Annotated in this window: 21 protein-coding genes and 1 pseudogene; 11 read left to right on the forward strand and 11 right to left on the reverse strand. The window is 40.8% G+C overall.

All coding sequences use genetic code 11. The features are described from left to right. Positions 1-140: 140 nt before the first annotated feature. From UB51_RS01395 to UB51_RS01420, 6 genes are all read left to right on the forward strand, one after another. The gene (locus tag UB51_RS01395) at positions 141-1,349 is read left to right on the forward strand and encodes an MFS transporter (RefSeq protein WP_044875746.1); all 1,209 of its coding nucleotides are present in this window, start codon (positions 141-143) and stop codon (positions 1,347-1,349) included. A 197-nt stretch (positions 1,350-1,546) separates the two neighbouring features. Continuing rightward, on the forward strand, positions 1,547-2,995 hold the full coding sequence (locus tag UB51_RS01400; protein ID WP_044875747.1) for a spore germination protein: 1,449 nt from the start codon (positions 1,547-1,549) through the stop codon (positions 2,993-2,995). After that, positions 2,992-4,167 carry a Ger(x)C family spore germination protein gene (locus UB51_RS01405; RefSeq protein WP_044875748.1) on the forward strand — a complete coding sequence of 392 codons (1,176 nt, stop codon included), beginning with the start codon at positions 2,992-2,994 and terminating at the stop codon, positions 4,165-4,167. Before UB51_RS01400 ends, UB51_RS01405 begins: the two co-directional genes overlap by 4 nt. Positions 4,168-4,187: 20 nt before the next feature. After that, positions 4,188-4,394 carry a hypothetical protein gene (locus UB51_RS01410; RefSeq protein ID WP_044875749.1) on the forward strand — a complete coding sequence of 69 codons (207 nt, stop codon included), beginning with the start codon at positions 4,188-4,190 and terminating at the stop codon, positions 4,392-4,394. A 12-nt stretch (positions 4,395-4,406) separates the two neighbouring features. Continuing rightward, positions 4,407-5,504: a GerAB/ArcD/ProY family transporter gene (locus tag UB51_RS01415; RefSeq protein ID WP_082062984.1), complete on the forward strand. Its 1,098-nt coding sequence runs from the start codon at positions 4,407-4,409 to the stop codon at positions 5,502-5,504. Positions 5,505-5,667: 163 nt separating this feature from the next. Next, on the forward strand, positions 5,668-6,684 hold the full coding sequence (locus tag UB51_RS01420; RefSeq protein ID WP_044875751.1) for a Gfo/Idh/MocA family protein: 1,017 nt from the start codon (positions 5,668-5,670) through the stop codon (positions 6,682-6,684). Positions 6,685-6,803: 119 nt separating this feature from the next. Here the strand turns inward: UB51_RS01420 and UB51_RS01425 are convergent, their stop codons facing one another. Further along, a complete protein-coding gene (locus UB51_RS01425; protein ID WP_144406931.1) occupies positions 6,804-7,415 on the reverse strand; it encodes a hypothetical protein in 612 nt (203 codons plus the stop codon). Positions 7,416-7,507: 92 nt separating this feature from the next. On the opposite strand from UB51_RS01425, the gene speD reads away from it, so the two are divergent. Then, positions 7,508-8,335 (forward strand): adenosylmethionine decarboxylase, encoded by an 828-nt coding sequence (gene speD, locus UB51_RS01430; RefSeq protein ID WP_044879821.1) that lies wholly within the window; start codon positions 7,508-7,510, stop codon positions 8,333-8,335. A 261-nt stretch (positions 8,336-8,596) separates the two neighbouring features. Beyond that, positions 8,597-9,103, forward strand: a complete 507-nt coding sequence (locus tag UB51_RS01435; protein WP_044875753.1) for a mismatch-specific DNA-glycosylase — start codon at positions 8,597-8,599, stop codon at positions 9,101-9,103. Positions 9,104-9,466: 363 nt separating this feature from the next. Here UB51_RS01435 and qoxD read toward each other — a convergent pair whose 3' ends face one another. The 5 genes and pseudogenes from qoxD to UB51_RS01460 form a co-directional block, all read right to left on the reverse strand. After that, on the reverse strand, positions 9,467-9,754 hold the full coding sequence (gene qoxD, locus UB51_RS01440) for a cytochrome aa3 quinol oxidase subunit IV (protein WP_044879822.1): 288 nt from the start codon (positions 9,752-9,754) through the stop codon (positions 9,467-9,469). 4 nt (positions 9,755-9,758) lie between these two features. Next, positions 9,759-10,355: a cytochrome aa3 quinol oxidase subunit III gene (gene qoxC / locus UB51_RS01445; protein ID WP_044875754.1), complete on the reverse strand. Its 597-nt coding sequence runs from the start codon at positions 10,353-10,355 to the stop codon at positions 9,759-9,761. Next, on the reverse strand, positions 10,352-12,295 hold the full coding sequence (gene qoxB, locus UB51_RS01450; protein ID WP_044875755.1) for a cytochrome aa3 quinol oxidase subunit I: 1,944 nt from the start codon (positions 12,293-12,295) through the stop codon (positions 10,352-10,354). Before qoxB ends, qoxC begins: the two co-directional genes overlap by 4 nt. A gap of 62 nt (positions 12,296-12,357) precedes the next feature. Next, on the reverse strand, positions 12,358-13,395 hold the full coding sequence (gene qoxA / locus UB51_RS01455; protein ID WP_044875756.1) for a cytochrome aa3 quinol oxidase subunit II: 1,038 nt from the start codon (positions 13,393-13,395) through the stop codon (positions 12,358-12,360). Between the two features lie 506 nt (positions 13,396-13,901). After that, positions 13,902-14,596: pseudogene (locus UB51_RS01460) on the reverse strand (AEC family transporter). A gap of 115 nt (positions 14,597-14,711) precedes the next feature. On the opposite strand from UB51_RS01460, the gene UB51_RS01465 reads away from it, so the two are divergent. Next, a complete protein-coding gene (locus tag UB51_RS01465) occupies positions 14,712-15,062 on the forward strand; it encodes a hypothetical protein (RefSeq protein WP_044875757.1) in 351 nt (116 codons plus the stop codon). A gap of 83 nt (positions 15,063-15,145) precedes the next feature. On the opposite strand, the gene UB51_RS01470 is transcribed toward UB51_RS01465, so the two are convergent. From UB51_RS01470 to UB51_RS01485, 4 genes are read right to left on the reverse strand one after another with little or no spacing between them, the layout of a single operon-like run. Next, positions 15,146-16,075, reverse strand: coding sequence for an L-lactate dehydrogenase (locus tag UB51_RS01470; protein ID WP_044879823.1), 930 nt, complete (start codon positions 16,073-16,075; stop codon positions 15,146-15,148). Between the two features lie 29 nt (positions 16,076-16,104). Further along, positions 16,105-16,950 carry a TPM domain-containing protein gene (locus UB51_RS01475; RefSeq protein ID WP_082062987.1) on the reverse strand — a complete coding sequence of 282 codons (846 nt, stop codon included), beginning with the start codon at positions 16,948-16,950 and terminating at the stop codon, positions 16,105-16,107. Continuing rightward, on the reverse strand, positions 16,947-17,588 hold the full coding sequence (locus UB51_RS01480) for a LemA family protein (RefSeq protein WP_044875758.1): 642 nt from the start codon (positions 17,586-17,588) through the stop codon (positions 16,947-16,949). The genes UB51_RS01475 and UB51_RS01480 overlap by 4 nt, the downstream gene beginning before the upstream one ends. A gap of 17 nt (positions 17,589-17,605) precedes the next feature. Continuing rightward, on the reverse strand, positions 17,606-18,793 hold the full coding sequence (locus UB51_RS01485) for a MalY/PatB family protein (RefSeq protein WP_044875759.1): 1,188 nt from the start codon (positions 18,791-18,793) through the stop codon (positions 17,606-17,608). 109 nt (positions 18,794-18,902) lie between these two features. Between UB51_RS01485 and UB51_RS01490 the strand changes: the two genes are divergently transcribed. Further along, positions 18,903-20,972: a class I SAM-dependent methyltransferase gene (locus UB51_RS01490; protein WP_044875760.1), complete on the forward strand. Its 2,070-nt coding sequence runs from the start codon at positions 18,903-18,905 to the stop codon at positions 20,970-20,972. Between the two features lie 50 nt (positions 20,973-21,022). On the opposite strand, the gene UB51_RS01495 is transcribed toward UB51_RS01490, so the two are convergent. Beyond that, positions 21,023-21,409, reverse strand: coding sequence for a hypothetical protein (locus tag UB51_RS01495; RefSeq protein ID WP_044875761.1), 387 nt, complete (start codon positions 21,407-21,409; stop codon positions 21,023-21,025). A gap of 53 nt (positions 21,410-21,462) precedes the next feature. Here UB51_RS01495 and UB51_RS01500 point away from each other — a divergent pair, with 53 nt between their 5' ends. Continuing rightward, a complete protein-coding gene (locus tag UB51_RS01500) occupies positions 21,463-22,884 on the forward strand; it encodes a hypothetical protein (protein WP_044875762.1) in 1,422 nt (473 codons plus the stop codon). Positions 22,885-22,900: the final 16 nt, after the last annotated feature.

A 22,900-nucleotide genomic window follows, 5' to 3' on the forward strand; every position in this document is an offset into this window, starting at 1 on the left:
ACAATAAAATGGATGTCCAGGGTCCTACTAAGGCTCTTGGCATCCTTATTTGTTGTTTTTTTGATTAACCAACTCAACCTAGAGATTTACAATGGTTAGGCGTACAATGGTATTTGTGACGCGAAAGGACGTGATGGAGATTGAACTACTCGTGGAAGCGTAACTTAATTGTGCTGTGGATTGGGGTTTTCTTTTGTAGTACGGCGTACTCCATTTCAATACCATTCTTACCTATTTTTCTAAGTACCGATCTTGGGGTAGAGAGTAATATTGAGATTTGGTCAGGATTTGCTTTCGGTATTACTTTTCTGGCGAGTGCTCTGATCTCGCCTTATTGGGGCTCGCTTGCAGATAAGTATGGGCGGAAACCGATGCTTATTCGTTCGGGATTTAGTCTTGCAGCTCTTTATTTTGTGAATTATTTTGTGACGGATCCCTACTGGTTCTTAGTGGTTAGAGTTCTTCAGGGGTTGCTTGCTGGATTCGTTCCAGCTGCGATTGCCATGGTGGCTACGAATACGCCAGAGGATAAGACAGGTTATGCGCTAGGGATTATGTCTACATCTGGAGCAACAGGAAGTATTATCGGGCCCCTTATTGGTGGGGTAGTCAGTCACTATTATGGGAATCGAAATGCATTTCTTTTCTCAAGTGTAATTGTGCTATTCTCAGCTTTAATAGCTACTTTTTTTGCAAAAGAACATAATTTCGATCGCAAGGCGGTCCGTTCCCATGTTCGTGATGATCTGAAGATGGCCGCTGCAAATCCTACCTTCATGACCCTGATGGGACTGGTATTCATCACGACATTCTCCATAATGATTCTGGAGCCATTGATTACGGTATATGTTATGGATATGGGCATATCCAAAGATAGTGCATCACTTAGCTCGGGGATTGTATTCTCAGCTGTTGGGATTGCAACGATTATTATGGCACCACAATGGGGTAAAGTGGGTAGGAAAATTGGTTATGTTAAGGTATTATTCATTGGCCTGATCGGTGGAGGTATCGGGAATATTTTGCAGTTTTTTGTAAGTGGTTATATCGAATTCGGGATGTTGAGGTTCGTATATGGCTTGTTCTTTGCAGCTGTATATCCCACAATCAATGCCTTGATTGTGCAAGTAACAGATTCTAACTTTCGGGGAAGAGCTTTTGGTCTGAACCAATCTGCCTCACAGATGGCCACTATGGCTGGACCTATTATTGGGGGACTGCTTGGTACTTGGATGCCTATAAAATGGATATTTATTATTAATGGAGCAGCGCTAATAGGATCAGCATTGCTTGTCCGAGCAAGAATGACGAATCGAATTGTTGTGTATCCCGATCAGGACCATGCTTAGTGGGATAGAGTATAGAGGATAGATATGCCTTAAGCCTCAGATCGAAGACGATGTCTTTGATCTGAGGTTTTTTATCATGTCATTAATGAATTCTTTAAAACCACATTTCACAAGAGACTATAAATAGGACGAATAAAAATGTCGATTGTGATTAAACTACCATTGAATCCATACAATTCCAACAAGGGGTGACATCATTGGAAGCAGGACAACTATTACTGGAAGAGATTAAGGATAACTTGCGTGGAAGTATGGATGTCATTTATCAGCCGTTCATAGTGGATGGAGCTTCATTTGTATTAATTTATATCAATTCTATCGTCAAGAAACATGAATTGCTGGAATATGTTATCACCCCGTTACTACAGGATTCAGAAGTTCAATCAGAGCAGACCGTGATCGAGCGAATAGATAATGGGACATTTTTTTCTTTGGTTTTTAATAGGTCAATTGAAGTGAAGGTAATTACGAATGCTATCGTGTCAGGGCACGCTGTACTATACTGCTCAGGATTATCTTATTTCTGCTTGTTTTCTATCGAGGACTTTCAGACAAGGTCGATCTCGGAATCGACGAATGAAATTGTGGTCATTGGGCCACAAGAAGCATTTAATGAAAATATTAATGTGAATTTATCCATGTTACGTCACAAAATTAAACATCCTGACCTAAAAACAATGCGATTCACCATTGGGCGATATACCAAAACTACGGTTTATTTAACTTATATTGAGGGCATTTGTAAACAGGAGGTACTAGATGCAGTCTGTACGAAGCTTGCAGGCATATCCATTGATGCCACTCTGGGGACAGAATATTTAGTGGAAATGATGGAGGACTCTCCATTTTCACCGTTTCCGCAATGTCAGAATAGTGAGAGACCGGATACATTAGCAGCTGCACTACTTGAAGGCAGAATTGGAATTATGCAAGATGGAACGCCATTTTCTCTCATTGTACCCGTGACCTTTTTCTCCATGCTTCAATCTGCTGAAGATTACTATCAACGATTCTATTCGGCATCATGGATTCGGTTGATTCGACTTCTTTTTACTGTAGTTTCTTTTTTACTACCTTCTGTATATGTTGCTGTAACTACTTTTCATCCGGAGATTATTCCAACAGACTTATTGATTACCATTGCGGCAGCTCGTGAGAATATTCCCTTTCCTGCTTTGATGGAGGGATTGATGATGGAATTAAGCTTTGAGGCGCTAAGGGAAGCTGGAATTCGTATTCCTAAGCCCTTAGGCCAGACGGTATCTATTATTGGAGCTCTTGTGATCGGACAGGCTGCTGTACAAGCTGGAATTATCTCAGCTCCGATGGTTATTGTTGTATCTATCACGGGGATAGCTTCATTTATTATCCCTCATTTCGAACTGGGTCTCACATTTCGATTACTTCGTTTTCCCGTGTTGATTCTTGGGGGGACACTTGGATTATTTGGCATTGTTTTAGCATTATATGTGATCTATTGGCATATGGTCGGTCTCCGCTCTTTTGGTACGCCTTTCATGCAGCCGATTGCTCCTATTGTGTTCAAGGATATGAAAGATGTACTGGTTCGAGCCCCATGGTTCTGGATGAAGGAGAGACCTCAAGCTTATGTAGATGATAACAAAAAGAGGATGCGGTCCAAATGAGGAAGATGTGGCGTCAGGTTTCTATATGGATAGTGTTTACTTCGAGCATCGGATTCTTAACCGGTTGTTGGTCTACGGTAGAAATTAATGAACGTGCATTTGTAACGGGGTTATATATTGATAAATCGAAAATCCCAGGAGAGGTGGAGGTAACAGTTGGCACTCCTCTCTCTAACCGTCTGGTTTCGGGTCAAGTATCTGGAGGAGGGAGTGGAGGGAGTGGAGGAAGTGCAGGCTATCCTTATGCATTTATTACTAAATCAGCCAAGACGATTCCTGACGCATTAGAGGCCATCCAAGTTGATATAACACGGCAGCTTTCCTGGGGGCATTCACGTGTCATAGTAGTCGGACAGGAATATGCGAAAGAGGGGATTACTGATTTAATGAATTGGGTTTCAAGAGAGCCGTTGTTTCATCTGAGCAACTATCTCTTGGTTTCTTCGACTAAAGCTAAGGAGGTTACAAAATTAACGCCTGTATTCGAAGAGTCTCCTTCAGAGGTATTACGACATTTTGCTAATCAGCACACCATGCTGGCAACGCAGATTATGGATGTTCAGATGGCTAATAGATCTCATCAAGATGTTCTCACTCCGTATCTCATCTCGAGTCAAATGGAAATGGTTAGCGAAAAAGGGGAAATCAGTGATTGGGTTGGGGTGAAGGGTGGTGCCATCCTAAGAAATATGAAAATGGTGGGCTCGTTAAATATAGAGGAATCACAAGCGCTAGGATGGGTACTTGGCGATCTAGATCATTTAATCTTCTCTATAAAGGATAAGGGAGCAAGTATAAGTTTATCCAATTTGGAGAGCACAATTATTCCTGAGGTTATATCGGATGAACTTGTATTTCATTTCAAATTGAAAGCAAAAGGAGAAATCGTCGCTATGCATCCAGAGATGCGGAACATTGAAGCCTTGAAGCTGATCAAGCAGGCAGCAAACGTTGAGATTAATGAAAGATTCGAGAGCGGGTTGAGTACAACTAAATTGAAGGGCGCTGATGTGCTTCAGCTCGGTTATCAATTGGAATGGAACCATCCCAAGCTCTGGGACAAATATAAGGATCATTGGAGAGATTATGTTCGTAACGAGCTCCGATATACAATCGATACAGATATCAATATTCAGTATTATGGTACTGAGGCGATAGACCATACTCCGTAAAGGAAAAGAGAGATGCAGTCATGCTATTAATCATCATATTAATTGGAATTTTTTGGTATGAGTGGAGGTGGAGAAAAAGTAAGCAAAAGCGAGAAGTAATGGTATTGTGGAGCATTATGATTCTGTTATCAGTTTGGAATATGATGGCTTACTTTAAGGAAGAATGGCCAAGTCCAATTACAATCATTATGTTCCTTTTTGGTTGGGTGAACAATGTACTCAAATGACTTGGGGGTGAAATGTTGAAGATCACGACGGGGCAACTGTCACGATTTGCTTTTGTATACATAATTTCAGAACCGTTTGCGTTCTTTATAGGCCATCTGTTAAAAATGAGTGCTTACCAAGGCTGGATGTCGCTTATTGGTGGTTATTTGCTTAGTTTGATCTTATTATACTTTACCGTCAAATTGGGTAGTATTGAACCGGGGGTATCCTGGACTGAATTCGGAACCAAAATCATGGGGAAATGGCTTCATTCATGTGTGCTGATTCTTGTTGTTTTATTATGTATCTACCTGATTTCGATTGATATTGAGAATTTTTCTATATTTTTTGGGACTATGTATATGGGGAAAACGCCTATTCAGGTTATCATTATTCTGACGACTATATGTATTGCGCTAACGGCTAGATCAGGGGTAACTACTATTGTTTATATGGCGGAAGGGATATTCCTCCTTATTGTTGGTAGTTCTTTAATTACTGTTCCAAGCATGTTCGGTGGGTCTCATTACGATATGCTGACTACACTCCGGACTCATCATGATCTTAAAAAGGCAGCGGTAGATTCTTTATCTACACTTTCGTGGTTCTCGGAATGGTTTCTACTAATATTTCTTGCTCCGCAAGCTATCTTCGGACGTAAAACGCTTCGAAGTTTAATGATATATGGGTTCTTGGTCATCGTGATGGTCATGACATTTTGGTTACTGTGTCTTTTGAATTTCGGCCCTTACTTAGGAGGGGATTTGCGATATCCAGTGTTAGAGGTGATACGTCTTGCTCGTTATGGTGGTTTTCTAGATAACTTAGATCCATTTCTAATAGCATTTTGGTCTACCACCATGTTTATACGAAGTTCGTTCTTGTTATATGTGGCGTCGATTTGCTTGGCTCGGGTTGCCAAATTGCAAGATTATCGCTCAACAAGCTTCATTCTTGGAATTACTGCGGCTACTTTTGCCATTCAATATTCGTATAAAACAGACGTATATGAGAAGGCGACTTACTCTTATGAGCTGTCTGTTTTTCTCGTACTGGTGGAATGTATTCCTATACTATATGTATTCATTTACCGGATACGATTTGGAAAAATTAAAAAACCAGAAACTTAAATTAGCCTATCCGATAGAAAGGTTTATCCGCTAAATTAGCACATCGTATAAATTTATCCTGTTTCATACACCCATCTTTCGTTTATGCCTTGTTAAGTAGATTATTCTTTTAGAAGATGAAGCTTCGGTATCGAGGATATACGAACAACGGGAGGAACGAGAAGTGGTGAAGAAGAAACTCCGGTGGGGTATCATAGGCTGTGCGAGTATTGCAGAGCAATGTGTCATGCCAGCAATTCAACAATCATCTACAGGTATTATTGCGGCGGTAGCCAGTCGAGATTTAAAGAAAAGTAAAGCCATGGCCAAGCAATTTGTAGTGCCTACAGCATACGGTAGTTATGAGGCGTTGCTACAGGACAGTGATATAGACGCTGTATATATTCCTCTTCCTAATCACCTGCATAGGGAGTGGACTATTCGTGCCCTTGAGGCAGGGAAACATGTGTTGTGTGAGAAGCCAATGGCGATGAATACTCACGAAGCGGAGGAGATGGTGGATGCAAGTAAGAGAGCAGGCGTTCAGCTTGCTGAAGCTTTAATGTATCGTTATCATCCGGTGCTCGAACACGTTCGACGATTAATTAAGGCTGGAAGGATAGGTGAAATTCGTGCTTTACGTGGTGCCTTCACATTGAACAATTCAGATGATAAAGATAACATTCGTTATCGTTCAGACTGGGGAGGCGGTTCATTATATGATGTGGGTTGTTATCCCCTTAGTGCAGCTCGTTTCTTCACGGGACTTGAGCCAGAAGCCGTAATGGTGAATGCATTCTTCTCCGAGGAACACGATGGAGTGGATATGATGGCTTCAGGACTTGTTGAATTTGCGGGAGGATTATCACTTACCTTTGATTGCGGATTGTGGGCAGAGGAACGAAGATGCATTGAAATTGTAGGGACACGTGGAAGGTTTGAAATTCCTCATGTCTTCTCAGGCAAGGAACAGTCTGGCTATTATTTATATTCAGGGCGTCAGCTTAGACAATATAGTGAGAAAGAAACCAATGCATACGTCCACCAAGTGGAGAGCTTTGCTCGTAGTGTGTTTGGAGAGATACCGCAGCGTTTTCTACCTGAAGATACTATTAATAATACAAGGTTACTTGAAGCTTGCTTACGCTCAGCTAAGCAGCGCAGAAGAATTGTACTAGCAGGGCCCGATAGGGAAATATAATGTTGAGTCTTTCTATAATAAACAAAGAGGATATCCCTCGGCCCATTTAAATGGTGTTGGGATATCCTCTTAAGAACGTAAACTAATAACGAGAATTCTGGTTCATGAATCGATCTGTCTTACCTATAAGATCTGCTAGTCGAAGTGAGTCCACCTAGAGTCTCTGCTCCTACACGATTCATGGAATCTAGGTTCGGATTCACTGCACGTGTGGACATGTTCATCCAGTCTCCTGCTTTTATGGTAGCATCGGGTTGAATATTCCCTTGTTCATCAGGTATTAATATGCCATGTTTTAGGTTCTCTACAAGTGATTTCTCAGAAGGGTGATTCTGTATATCTTTGGCTTGATTAGAAGTTGTGCTAACCGGTCCATAATAAGTGGTACGCCATTTCCCGCTTTGTGCATCTAGCCAAACGTTGCCTAGTGTCGATTCGCTCCATTGTGGTGCATACACCAGCTTAATACTCTCTGGGATTTCAGCGTTTCCAGACCAAAAACCTCCAAAATTACTATACTTCAATTGAAGCTTCAAGTTGGAGAGGTATAACTTACGGGCTTCTTCCTTGCTAATCGTTGGGTTACTATTCTGAGGAAGTGTAGTTAGGTCTGCAATGTCTCCAACATAGAAGGTAAGTACGCTACCATCTGCACTTAAAATGACCTGAGCTTGTTGAAGTGTTTTTTGAGTCCTCAGAATGGGTATAGACGTATTTATACACCAAGGCACGCTAGGAGAATAGATTATGTAATAATGGGTTATGACTTAAGGAGATACAAGTTTCGAATTAAGGACTAATAAAGGGGAAATAACACATGAAGATAAAGCTAACTCCAGAACAACGAATCACACTACATGGGTTTAACAATCTTACTAAATCGCTAAGCTTCAATATGTATGATATTTGCTATACCAAAACAAAAGAAGAACGTGAAGCCTATATAGAGTATATTGATGAACAGTATAACTCGGATCGATTAACGACCATCCTACAGACGGTAACCGATATTATAGGTGCGCACGTATTAAATACTGCTAAACAGGACTATGTGCCACAAGGAGCAAGCGTAACCATCTTGGTATCAGAGGGACCGGTGGTAGAAGTCCCGACTGAATCATTTGATGAATCTCCAGGACCGCTTCCAAGTACGGTTGTTATGCAGTTAGATAAGAGTCATATCACGGTTCACACGTATCCTGAGTACCATCCCGATGAGGGAATTAGTACTTTCAGAGCGGATATCGATGTCTCGACATGCGGGGAAATTTCGCCACTCAAAGCGCTTAATTACTTAATTCATTCCTTTGATACAGATATTATGACGATTGATTATCGAGTTCGGGGCTTCACGAGAGACATAAGTGGTCACAAACTGTTTATTGATCATGATATTAATTCTATTCAGAATTATATTCCTGAGGAAGTTCAGGGATTATATGACATGATCGATGTGAATGTGTATCAGGAAAATATTTTTCATACTAAATGTAAACTTAAAGAATTCGACTTAGATAACTATTTATTCGGGTATACGAAAGAAACATTAAGTGCTCAAGAGCAGGAGAAGATCACAGAAAGAATCGTTGAAGAGATGGACGAAATTTATTATGGCAAAAATATGAGCCGTGGTTATAATAAAGGAAATTAAATGTGACGATCACATGGAGAGGTGTAACGACTTCTTTTTAGAATCGTACGGGAATTGTCCGCTTGTTGCTGAATATTTCAGATAATAACCTTCTACACCGATAACACTATAAGCGAAGGGAGTATCCGCGCTTCCTTGCTTAAGTGGAGTATATTTTAGAAATTGATGGCGCTGAAAGGCGTCTTTCTTTGCAAGGATAATCATTATAAATATCATATAAAGTAAATTTAACTAAAATGAAAGAGGGGAGGAGAGATCATTATACAGGCTATCCCTGATCATTTAGATTATGGACTTTCCGTTGTATTTGTTGGCTTTAATCCTAGTCTTCGTTCAGGGGAACTCGGACACCATTATGCTAATCCACGTAATCATTTTTGGAGAATTCTACATAAGGCAGAAATAACACCTCGGGTATATGATGCTTTCGAAGATGATGATCTGCTTAAGTTAGGGTATGGTTTTACGAATATCGTCGAGCGGCCTACACGTGGAATAGATGATATTACTCGTGAGGAATATGATAAGGGAAGGGAAATTCTTCGTGCTAAATTGAAAGAGTATCGTCCGGATATTGCTTGTTTTGTAGGCAAAGGTGTCTACACACAATATAGTCAGAGGTCCAAGGTGAAATGGGGATTTCAAGAAGAATCAGTGGTGGATGGTATCCATGAATTCGTGGCACCTTCATCTAGCGGACTTGTTCGCATGCCAATGGATGATATTGTTGAGATCTATCGTCAATTGAACGCTTTTATATTACGTTAGCTTCAATATGCTAAGAAATTATCTGCTACTACCAATTTGTTGAGTGTGATGCAAGAGAATATGAATTCTATCGCAGAGGGCGTAGGGAAAAGTGGCTTCTCTCAAAAGGAATCGGGTATTACCGTCGTTGATTCGAAACGGAGGTATGAACTCAAAAGCACGTTGTTGAAATCATATTCTTACTGTTCTTATAAATCTAATGTGCAAATAAAAAAATGCAGCTCACCTACAATGTAGGATAAGCTGCATTTTTTTTTATAATACTACCTACATAGAATGAACTAAAGACGAACCCTCATATTCATGATCTTTACTAGGATCTATAGAGTTTGGAGAGTGTAAACTTTAGTTCAATCTATATATTTAACTGTACCAGCCCCACGTGAAGATGAACAATGATCCAAAGATGGTGACCAAACCTACAAACAATGCATAGGCGATATTCAGATAAAGTTCTTTTTTGGTGCTTGCCATTTCACTAATGTGCATGAACACAAACAGCTGTAAGGAAGCCTGAATGATGGCGGTCACTGTCAAAATTCCCACTTTGGAGGCAAAGGGAATATCAAGTAAGGCAGTTAATGCAATGGCTGAAAGGATGAGGGAAGAGAGATAGCCCATTACATGGCGAATTGGAAATAGCTGTTTCATCATGTCACATCAGTCCTTTCAGATAAACGAAGCTAAAGATAAAGATCCATACAACGTCTAGGAAATGCCAGTAAAGAGAGAATATAAAGGACTTATTGGCTGTAGCCAATGTGAAGCCTTGTCTCTTGACTTGAATTAAGATCGAAACTCCCCATAATAGACCAAAGGCTACGTGAGCACCGTGAGTTCCTAATAATACGAACAAGCTGGATACGAAGGCACTTGTTGATAATGTCGCTCCTTCATGTACATAAGTGAAGAATTCCGAGATTTCAATTCCAAGGAAGCCAAGACCCATTAGTAAAGTAAGAGCGAAAAAGATCATCATGGGTTTCTTCAAACCAAGTCGCATACTATGAATCGCAAGACCGATGGTGAAACTACTTGTAAGTAGCAAGAAAGTTTCGACCAGAACACCAGATAGTTCGAATAATTCAGCTCCGTTTGGACCACTTGCATAACGATTCACTAAAACGAAATAAACGGTGAATAGGGTAGAGAAGAGAGCAATTTCTGCTCCTAAAAAGATCCAAAATCCAAAGATTTTGTTACTGTTTTCTTCTGATCCATATTCAAGCGGTTTAGTGGCATCTATTTTCATAGCGTTTCACCCCGCAATTTCTTTTCTGTTTCAATAATTTCTTCCACGGATACGGTAATTCCATGATCTCTATCGAAGGACATCGTAGCTAAGACGATTAGAATTCCAATACCTGAGATAATAGCTGGAGTAAACCAACTAAATACCAATGAGAATCCAAAGACGAAGAAGACAGCAGAAAGAATAATAGGCTTCCCACTATTACTTGGTAAGTGGATCGGTTCAATCTCACCTTCAAAGATCGGAAGGTTCTCATGCTTAGCAGACCATAATGAATCTCTACCTTTGATATTTGGAGTGATAGCGAAATTGTATGCAGGAATTGGGCTACTTGTTGCCCATTCCAGTGTACGCGCATCCCATGGATCTCCATTGGTTTCACGTGGGCTATAACGGATACTCCAATAAACATTATATACAAGAATAACGAATCCGAAGGCAAGGCCTAATGCACCCGCAAATGATAGTAAGTTGAGTGGACCAAAGCCTGTTTCTGCCGAATAAGTGTACATCCGTCGAGTCATTCCTTGTAACCCTAAGAAGAACAATGGGAAGAATGTTACGTTAAACGAAATAGCAATCCACCAGAATGCGTGTTTCCCAAGACGTTCATTAAGCTTGAAGCCGAACACTTTAGGGAACCAGTAATGGAAGCCCGCAATAACGGCAAAGACTGTACCTGGAATTAGAACGTAGTGGAAATGGGCTACTAAGAACATTGTATTATGATATTGATAATCGGCACTGGCCATAGCCAACATGACACCCGTAACACCACCGATTGTAAAGATGGGAATAAAGGCCAGTGAGTAAAGCATCGGAGTCGTGAAAGTAATCTTTCCCTTTCGCATGGTAAACAGCCAGTTAAAGATCTTGACTCCCGTAGGAACGGATATCGCCATGGTTGTAATGGAGAAGAATCCGTTGACCATGGCCCCTTGACCCATCGTATAGAAGTGATGCGCCCATACTAAGAAGGACAAGAGTGAGATGACGACCATACTAACGACCATGGATGTATAACCATACAAGTTCTTCTTCGAGAATGTCGAGATAATTTCACTATATATCCCGAATGCAGGAAGGACAACGATATATACTTCAGGATGACCCCATACCCAGAATAGGTTGGCCCATAACATATCCATCCCACCATTGGACATCGTGAAGAATTGAGACCCGAAGATTCGGTCAAACATCATTAGTGCAAGCGCAACAGTAAGTACTGGGAAAGCGAATGCAATAATAACACTTGTGATCAGAGATGACCATGTGAACATCGGCATGCGCATAAGCTTCATACCCGGTGCACGCATTTTAAGAATAGTCACAATGAAGTTAATCCCTGTTAATAATGTACCAATACCAGAGATCTGTAGAGCGAGAGAGTAATAGTTATTCCCGACCGTTGGGCTAAACTCTAGACTCGCAAGCGGGAAGTAAGCGGACCAACCAGCGTCTGGTGATCCTCCGATAACAAATGACAGATTTAACAACATGGCTCCTGCGAAGAATAGCCAGAAGCTAATGGCATTCAATCGAGGGAATGCTACGTCTCTTGCACCAATCTGGAGCGGTACAACGACGTTCATAATTCCAATAATAAATGGCATAGCCATAAAAAGAATCATAATCAGACCATGAGTTGTAAAGATCTCATTGTAATGTTGTGAATCCAGAAATTTATTCTCTGGAGTGGCGGTCTGTAACCGCATCATGATGGCATCGACTCCACCACGGAACAACATGATCAGAGCGGAAAGAATGTACATGACCCCGATACGTTTGTGGTCTACGGTGGTTAGCCATTCACGCCACAGGTAGCCCCATTTCTTAAAGTAGGTCAACCCGACGATAATCGCAATAGTAGCAAGAACGATACTAGCCATGGCGCCGTAAATCATCGGTTCACCGGTAACGAAAAATTCGTCCCATTTCATTAGGATTTGACTCCTTTCAGTATGTGTAAATAACATTTTAATTCGGCGTAGGAGTAAAGATCCTAATGCCCTTCGTGACTTGTATGTTCTGTATGTTCAATATCATTGCTACTGTCCTCGGCTGGAGATTGAGGTAACGGTTCATTGGGATCTACATTTGGCACACCATCAAACTCGGTTTGTTCAGGACTTGTTGGAGGAGCTGGATGTTCTTCCTTGTTCTCCTGATGATCCATATTTCCGTTCTCCATATCTGAGTGATTCATATGATCGGAATGATCTCCTGGAGCTGGACTAAATGAGAGATGGGTACTTGAGAATGTTTTGCGTCCTACATAAGCGGTAGATAGTAAACCTTTAAATTCCTCTTCATCTAGTGTAACGGCAGTTGTCTTAACTTCCTCTACCCATTTGTCATACTCGGTAGGACTCATGGCAAGTGTTTCAAATTCCATGTGTGCAGTACCCTCACCACTGAAGTTCGAATTCCTTCCTAAATAAGAGCCCTGTTCATCAGCAACTAAATTTAACTTATTAATCATGTCACTCATCCCATATTTCTGTCCTGCTAATTGAGGGATCCAAAGGCTTGTGATCGGACCGAATGAGTATATTCGCAATTCAATTGGACGATGGGTTGGGATGTTTAAATAATTTACTGTTTCAATCCCTTCCTCTGGATAGCTGAAATGCCATTTCCAGTTGGACGAAGCTGCATAGATTACTAATGGTTCTTGATCCTGATAACCTTCAGGAACCTTCTCCACTGCCATTGTTGACTGCACTGTTACTACGGAAAGAACAGTTACAATGATAATGGGAATAGTGATCCACAGAGCTTCTAGCCATTTGTTCCCTTCCTCATGTGGAGGCATGTAATTATCATCCGATTTGCTGGAGCGGTATTTCACCAGAAAGACCACAAATAGAACATAGACAACAGCTAATACTACAAGCATCATAAGAATGGAATAGATGATCGTATCGGACAAAGTTCTGGCAGCGGGTCCCTTAGGATCCAACACCGCAATTGAACTACATCCTGATAAGAGCAAGACAAGGCTCATGAATAGTACAAGTAATGATCCTCTTTTTTTCATGATGAACTCCTTCCTTCTTTTATAAAGTTATCTTTCATTTATTAGGCATACGTTTAAATTCCCCATCCTTATATTAGAAAGTACTTCGACACTTTGCAAAACCCAATTGAAAGACTATTTGACAATTAATGGTATAATAATGTCTATTTTCGTAATAAACTGTGTACAATATGTTACGGCTGTGGGTGCGTGTGATAGAAATCACTGATATATCAATGTTTACAAGGAGTTCAACGTTTGTTCATATGTTGATGATAATTACTTAGATTGTCACAATTGCGACCGTATTTATTGTGAGAAATGACCTTTCAAATATGTTTTATTAGATTATTATGGATGTAATGAGTCAGAAATATTTATGTAAGCGTTATGCAGTAATTGGGAAGTAACAGTATTGTAACATTTTCTAGGGGAATTCAATGTTTGTGTATAGCGCGAAAAGAGGTTGAACAGAAAATCATTTCTGTTCAACCTCTTTGTTTTAAATGGCACATAACTACCCGATATTAAAAAGTTTTGGCTAGGGTGATTAAACCTGTAATAGTAATAACGTTGAATAGCGTGGAGATAAGCACGGTTTGAGCTGCAAAATCAGGCTCGTTGTCATATTCCTCAGCTAGAATGGACGTGTTAACTCCTGTAGGCATTCCAGAAGCAATCAATAGGGCTTGAGCAGGAATACCCTTAATACCTAATGCAAATACGAGAATGCAACCAATCGCTGGTCCAATCAGAAGACGGAGAAATACGCTGATATATACGTCAATTCGATAAAGTTGTAAAGGGTATTTCACAATTTGCGCGCCCAGCGTCAATAATGCAATGGCAACCATAGCTTGTTGCGCATAAGTTAATGGCTGTGATACGAAAATAGGTAAAGGGACCTTTAAAGCATGTAATAGTAAACCAAGAGCTAAAGCGTAAGGTACAGGCATTTTTAGAAAACCAATAACTACACTTCGATAATTTCCCTTGAGCTTCACACCTTGAATGGAAATAACACCATACGTGAAGGTGAGTAGACTTTGTAATGACATTCAGAGTGATACATACTCATGAATACAGCAGCTGGTGTAATACAATAAAAATTTATTTTGGCGAGTGTGTATAGATCAAGTTTAAACACTCGTTGTATCCAAGATCCAATTCCAATAAGTACGAATACGGGTAATACGACTTCAAGTATGATGTCTACGATCATTGTATTCAACTTCCTTTAAGTGTAGATTTTCTTACTTCTATGCGATAGAATCAGATACATTGTATATTTCTTGTAACAAGGCAAGAAGTTCATCGTATCTAGGAGGAAAATTATAGTGGGAAGCTATACCATCCATGTCGATCACATCAATAAAGTAATAAATTGTAAAGTGGCGGGTTCATTCTCAGCAGAGGATGGAACCGCTTCTATTGAAGCATACCAAAGAACGATTTCTTCTTTTACTGTTTCTGAATATGATATTGATATTGATTGCACGAAATTGAGAGTCACTAAGCCCTCTTTACTTCCAATGCTTGAGGGATTTTTCTTGATGTACAAAGCAGACGGATTCAAAAGAATTATATTCCGTGTCTCTAACAATAGGATCGTGAAGATGCAGTTGAACCGTATCGCGCTAAAGGCAGAACTGACCAATCTTGAAATTATTGAAGAAGAGTTAAAGTAACTAAGCTACTTATCAGGTGCTGAATAATGAATAACCACATGAGATATTAACTCATGTGGTTTCTTTTTATTTGATGAATAGGATTATAAATTTAGTTTGCTAATTTCAGATTTCAATAGGTTCGCAGACTGCTTGAATAAGGATTGCTCTTCATCATTAAGAGGAAGATTCAGGATTTCCCGAACGCCACTGCGATCTACAATGCTGGGCACGCCAAGGTATACATCCGATACTCCGTTAGTATCTTGTAGTAAGGTAGATACACTAAGGACAGCACTCTCATCGAGCAGAATAGCGGCTACAATTCGGTCAAGAGCCAAAGCAATAGCATAGGAAGTGGAGCCTTTGGCGTTAATGATTTCACTAGCTGCATTCTTAGTGTCAGCGAATATTTCATTTCTCATGGCTTCGTCGAAATCAAGGCTAGTCCCTGCAATGTTCGCTAAGCTCCATACCGGTAATTCAGAATCACCGTGTTCTCCAATGATATGAGCGTGAATGCTTCGTGGGTCAATTTCTTTGTGAGAACCAATAAGATAACGGAATCTTGCGCTGTCTAGAAGCGTTCCTGAACCGATAACCCTATGAGAGTCCCATCCGCTAACCTTCCATGTTACATAAGATAATATATCCACCGGATTGGTAGCGATAAGCAGAATACCATCTTGGTTATATTTTGTGATGTTCTGGATAATATCTTGGAATATCCCTACATTTCGTTTGAGTAGATCAATACGGGTTTCTCCAGGCTTCTGAGAAGCGCCTGCTGTAACAATGATGATATCGGCGCCTGCACAATCTTCATAATCGCCCGCCCATATCTTTACTCCTCCTACGAAGGGGAGACCATGGTTCATGTCGAGTGCTTCTCCCAGAGATTTTTTGTGATTAACATCAATCAGTACTAGTTCTGTTACGCGATGTCTCAAGAGTAATGTGTACGCAGTCGTTGTGCCGACGGCTCCTGCTCCGATAATGACGACTCGGTTAGGTTTATAAGTTGAATTTGTCATCATGAGTCCACTCCTTTGTCTTTGTTTAACTAGAACTTACGGCTGGCACCGCCACCACCAGAAGATCCACCCCCGCCACCGCGGAAGCCACCTCCAGATCCTCCGCCATATCCACCACCGCCACCGCCGCCACGACCACGGCCGTTTCCTATCATAGACAGTAGTGTCATGCTGATGGCACCCTTGAATAAAGTGAAATCCAACACTAAGAAAATAACAATAATAATAATCCATATGAAAGAGCCTTTATCATTGCTAGCTTCCTGTACCTCAGGTAGTTGGATAGATTGTGGAGACAGGCTATCTTGAACATTGTATTCAATCGACACTTCATTATACAAAGACTTATAGGTCTCCACAATCGCTTGATCCGGTTTATTTTCTTGAATATAAGGGATGGTTATACTATCGATGAATCTTCCGACCTTACCGTCAGGAAGAGCACCCTCAAGTCCATAACCTACTTCAATTCGCACCTCACGTTGCTCCAGAGAAAGGAGTAGAAGTACACCATTGTTCAGTTTCTGATCACCGAGTTTGTATTGTCGAAATGCCTTGTTAGCATATTCCTCAATCGTTAAATCGCCTAAAGTGGGTATGGTTAGTACCGCAATCTGTGCTTTAGTACGGTCTTCTAGTGCTCGGCCCAATCTTCTAAGCTCATTCTCCTGTTCCTGTGAGAGTAGATTCTCGAAGTCCTGCACATAGATATCTCCTGAAGGAGCCGGAACTTCTGTTGCTGACCAAGCCACAGTTGATGTCAGTATACTGAAGAGTATGGCCATTACCGTTGAACATAATGTTAATTTTCTTAGAAGATTGAAAGATAATCCACGGACCACTTTATTCACAGGCCGTTTACTAATCCGTCTCATGTACTTGTACCCAAGACACCCACATATTTAGCTTCCTGTTTAATATGAAATGAGGTATCGTCGTTGCCAAAGTCCACTTCTGGATTAGTTCTAGATTCCGGGGTTGTTGTGAAATATCCTTTTTGATCAAATCCAAGTAATCCTGCTAGGAGGTTGCTCGGAAACCGCTTGATGGATCTATTGTAATCGGCCACCGCATCATTATAATCACGTCTTGAAACGGCAATCCGATTCTCTGTGCCAGCAAGTTCATCCATCAACTGGGTAAATTGTGCATTGGATTTCAAGTCGGGGTAGTTCTCTACAACAACGAGAAGTCGGCTTAGGGCACCTTGAAGTTGTTCATCCGCGACAGCCTTTTCATCTGGGTTTCTAGCACCGCCTAGAGCAGCGCGAGCATCTGTTACCTGTTTGATAACATCTTTTTCCTGTTGAGCGAATCCTTTAACTGTATTCACAAGATTGGGGATAAGATCGAATCTACGCTGTAAATCGACTTCGATTTTACCCCATTGCTGATCTACCGTTTCCTCTGCGCCGACAAATTTATTGTAGCTGCTTACCAGCATGATGATGAGAATAACGATAATGGCACCTACAACTACGATAGGAATGAGACACCCTTTTCCTTTTGGCATATTTATATTCCTCCTTCTTATACGTTTATTACGCTTGTACGTAACTCTTGAATCGTGGTTTCTAATTTTATCATCGCTTCTTCGATAATTTCACGTGAACATGCCACATTCATACGCATAAAACCCTCTCCATGCTCTCCGAAAAAAGCTCCATTATTTAAAGCGATCTTGGCCTTATTCAGCATAAGAGCAACCAGTTCCTCTGAAGATATTCCGAGTGCCCTAAAGTCGATCCATAATAAGTAGGTAGCCTCCGGCATCGTTACCTTAAGCTCCGGTATATGCTTCTCTATATAGCTTATTACATATTTCATATTCTCCTGAATATATAATAGACAGGCATCAAGCCATTCCTCTCCTTCAAGATATGCAGCTTGTGTTGCGGCTAAGCCGAAGGGATTGATGGAGCCTAACGCATACTTCTGCATCGCTTGCTCAAAGATACTTCGTAGCTCCGGATTAGGTATAATTATATTAGAAGTGTTCAGTCCAGCAATATTAAACGTTTTGCTCGGTGATGTGCAGATTATTGAATATTGCTCTGTCTCCTTAGAGAGAAGTGCGTAGGGTGTATGTGAGCCCTTGTCGAAAAGTAGATCAGCATGAATCTCATCGGACACGACAAGGATACGATGACGGGCACAAATAGCCGCTAATCGACGGAGTTCAACTTGTGACCAGACTCGTCCGTTGGGATTATGGGGACTGCACAGAATCAGTAGCTTAACATCCTTATCGATGAGCTTCTCTAATCCTTCGTAATCCATGACATATTTACCATCCTCTAAGAGTAGAGGATTCTGAATAAGTTGTCTTCCATGAGATTCAACGACACTATAGAATGGTGGATATACGGGTGTCTGTATAATCACTTTATCATTAGGTTCAGTAAAGGCTTGTACAATGATGCTCAGTGCTGGAACAACGCCTGGACTAAACACAATCCATTCCTTGTTAATATCCCACTGATGACGTTTTTTCATCCAATTTACAATAGCTTGGTAGTACGATTCAGTCTGCATCGTATAGCCTAACACGCCGTGTTCTATAATTTGTTGTAGTGCACGGAGTACAGCAGGAGGTGCAACGAAATCCATATCAGCAACCCACATCGGGAGTGCATCTGTTACTCCAAAAACTTTTTCTATACCATCCCATTTCTCTGAAGCAGTATTCTGACGATTAATTTTACGATTGAAATCCATGATTGATCCCCCTAGATGAAATACGTGTCATTATGATAAGTAAGGTATTATTATAACATCGAATGAAGGAATAGATTCACACAATCCTGAAAGAATGGTGATTCACTATATGCTCAAATCCTTAGCAGCCATTACATCGTATCGTCAAGGTGATTTAAGTATTGTGAAACAGGAGCCTTGGTTACAGATCATAACTTCTGCAGAAGAAGTGATTGTTAACATCGAAAGAATTGACTCCATCAAGGAGCTCACGATAGGGAATCCTGTACTTGATTATGTAGAGAAGACACTTAGAATATTAGATGATCTGGTACTTTCCTTCTGGGTTAAGGAGATTCTAGAAGAAGTATTAATCTGGTCTGAAGTGGCTAAGGGAGGTACGGTTAAAGAAAGAATAGCTTGGCAAAAAGAAGGCGTGAATTTGTTCGTACATAATATAGGTTCAGCTGAGTTATTCAGTAGATATGGAAATGCTGAAGTAAGCGATAGAATGAATGTGATCCATTCGTTAATTGCAACCCATGGATTGATCGGGCAGTATTTGCGTGGTGAAGTTATGTTTGCGGAGAACAGCCCTTTAACAGAGCTGGTTACTCAAGGTATGTTATCGCCACAAGAACTAACAGACGTGTTAATACCCCTAAATGAATGTGTGATTGGTGCGGTTTCACCTGAGTTGTGGCTTAGCATTCAGCCTGAAATTGAACACAGCATTCAGCAAATTGTATTTGGGGATATCTCCGACACTTTAGCTGTGAAGGACCGAATTCGCAAATTGAGAACAGCTACAATCCAACGCGGAGAATCATTCGAAATCGAGCTTAAGAAGATAGAGCAGACAATCCAAGTGGATATAGAATTGGCACTCCTTGAACACTATACATTGTGGTTTGTCGAAGCGGCATTACAAGATTTCACATTGGAAGAATTTATTAAGGTGTTCATGTTAGTCCTTCATAGTGAGAATATACAGAACATTAGACATATCAGCTTCGAGCCACTGATGAACACGATGTATTATGATTATAAAGGTGCTAAGAAAATGAATGTTTATAAAAAACGGATTATTGAGAAGTATTTGCAGGAGTTCTCATGGCAACTTATCCGTAGTGGAGTAACCATAAATAATCAACATCTTAAGCACACCACGTTGTACAAAAGAGATCTCCCCGACACACTCTTCTTTACCTTTGAGTTCTCGGCGGCGGCAGAAAAATTAATTGAATTCTGTATTGAGGCAGAGAAATCACCTCTTTATGAGAAAGCGGTATTACTGTTATTTGATCTATTTGATTTACGTCGAGATGCTTATGATCGGTTCAATAATGAGGAAGAATATTTGTCTGATATGAACCAGACCGCAGACTATAAGAAAGTGATGCTTCAACATATTGTAGGGCGGAAAATATTGGATATTGGTCCTGGTGGTGGGATCATGTTGGATCTTATTGAACAGGAACTCCCGAATGTGAAACCTATCGGAATAGATATATCTTCGAATGTCATCGAAGCTCTGGAAAGGAAGAAACAACTTGAAGGACATACATGGGAAGTAATGAAGGGGGATGCACTTGCCTTACAAGAGTATGTCGAGAAGGGAACGATCGATACTGTCATTTTCTCATCTATTTTGCATGAGCTTTATTCTTATATTCCTTACAATGGACATAAATTTAACCATGATACAATCGCAGCCGCGTTAACAAGTGCCTATGCGGTACTCTCACCAGGCGGACGAATCATTATCCGTGATGGAATTATGACCGAACCTATGGATCAAAGACGAAGAATTGTTTTTTATGAACCCGATGGTGTGGACTGGCTACGTCGTTATGCTAAGGATTTCGCTGGAAGAGAGATTGAGTTCGAGGTATTGAGTGGTAATGAAGTAATCATGCTAGTGAATGATGCTATGGAATTTCTGTACACTTATACTTGGGGAGAAGAAGCTTATGTTCATGAAGTCCAAGAACAATTCGGATATTTTACACCATCACAATTCCATGCGTTCATCATAGAAACACTGGGAGAAGAGGCTAGCATTCTTGTCAGTCAGCATATTCTCCAAGCGGGGTATACAGAGGAGCTTAGTCAACGAATAAAGATCATGGATGAACAAGGGAATGAGATAGATTTGCCCGACAGTACTTGCTTGTTGGTTATAGCTAAGCCGGAGTGAAATAGGGCTAACAGGTAGAAAGATAAGATTAGGTTGTCATGATGTTAGAGTCAACGACGTATACGAAATATTCCTTCGATTTTGTTAAGCGGGAAGAGGATTCTAGAAGGGTCCTTCCCCTTAGCCTGTACTTCAATGAAATCAAGACCGATTTGTACTAGTTTCATTTGATTAAAAGCATTGCCTGAGGGAAATGTGGTTCGTAAACCAATAAGGATGCTATTTCGAGGTGGAGGAATATCGAACACTCGAACCGAATTCAGACTTGAGGGTACGAATAACTCTTGCTGTACTTGAATAAAGTTTTTCTTGAAAACTTTTTGCAAACGACCAGGCTCCAATCCTAAGCGAGCGGCATTAATTTCAACAAGATGACCTGTGAGTTGTGCTAGGCGTTGTTGAAGAGATATTTTTTTGTGAAGTGGACGTATTATCAATGATGATCCCTCCAAAGTGTTTACGCTATAGTATGAGAGGAGCCTACACTCACGTGAAAGATAAATCGCCCAAAAGTATCACTCCAATCACAAGTAATCTATCGACAAGTACTAGATCTTGGACTATGGATGGTCCTAGTATTCAGATTGATCCATTATTTCCATATTATCTAAATCGCTCTGCCGAAAGTGTGGCTGATGAAATATGGCTATCAGGCTATCGTATCGTACATTATTTTGTTGTAAATGAGAGTCGAGTGTCGGGAGAGCTAATCGATGCTCTGCATCAACGAGGGATAGCTGTGTGGGCTCTTGTTCTTGGGAATGGTACGTTCGATGTAAGTCATCTTCCTCCTAATTATCCAGAATGGCGAATGGAACTACTACAAGATCCGAAGGATGGATTTGAACGATTATCTTTTTTCTCACCAGAGTATGTATTGTGGAAGAAAGAAGCTGTAGCGAAGCTAGTTACGGATTATCCCTTCGATGGTATTGAAATTGCGGAATCCTATTTTCCTGAGTGGGATGGAATACGTAGTGGTGTATATGGAGACATCGGACCGTTGGCAGAAGAAGCATTTCAAAGACAGTGTGGGCTATCTTTGCCAGACTTTCGGAATAAGCAAGCAGCAAATTATTATACAAAAGTGCAGGAAGTATATGAGAGTTGGGTATCTTTGCGAGTAGAGGCAGTAAATGATTTCATAGCAGAAGTTATCGATGGTGTGGGCGGAGTGCGAGAGATTCGTCCGGATATTAAGGTGGCTACTTGGTCGCTTGCGGTGAACGACCCTGAAGTAGGGATGAAGCTACGAGAATGGCAAGGAATGGATGCGTTATCTATGATTGAGCTTGTGAAGCCAGATATGCATATGATTCAGACACATTGGCCTGATTGGATGCAACGGAATCTACCTGCAGATTACTCAAAGTATTATGAGTGCATTACATTACCCATCCGGAAAGCCTTTCCTGAATTACCGCTAGGAATACAGACAGATATCGGTTCTAGGGCATCTATGGTTCGTAATCAGCGCTGGTTGAATCAGTTCCAGAATACTGTGTATGATCTAGGTTATGATACATGGACCGCTTATGAATACCATTTAGGTGGTTATATGGCAGAGGAGCCACCTATGCCATTGGTTGCGAAGCTTATGGTAAACCAACTGATTATTTCATATAGTAAAAGAATAGATCCTCAATCTGTTACATCAATCCTCATCTATTGTACTTCCCAACAATCGTCATCCAGAGAAAAATCATTTCCAACCCTTACCCTCCATATAGACCCGATCCATGATCCCTCCATTAAGGTAGACGGTAATCGTATGCTAATTCATTCCAATCAGTGGCCAAAGCATCCCTTTGAGGTAGAGATCACGGGCGTGAAAGATACACCTACACTATGGTATTCTAAAGGAAAGAGAGCCAATCATGTTCCTGCGGGTATTAGAATAAAGGTGGAGTAATCTTGCTTTTCACGAA

Origin of the sequence: Paenibacillus sp. IHBB 10380, from assembly GCF_000949425.1 — a bacterium.
Taxonomy (GTDB): Bacteria; Bacillota; Bacilli; order Paenibacillales; family Paenibacillaceae; genus Paenibacillus_AQ.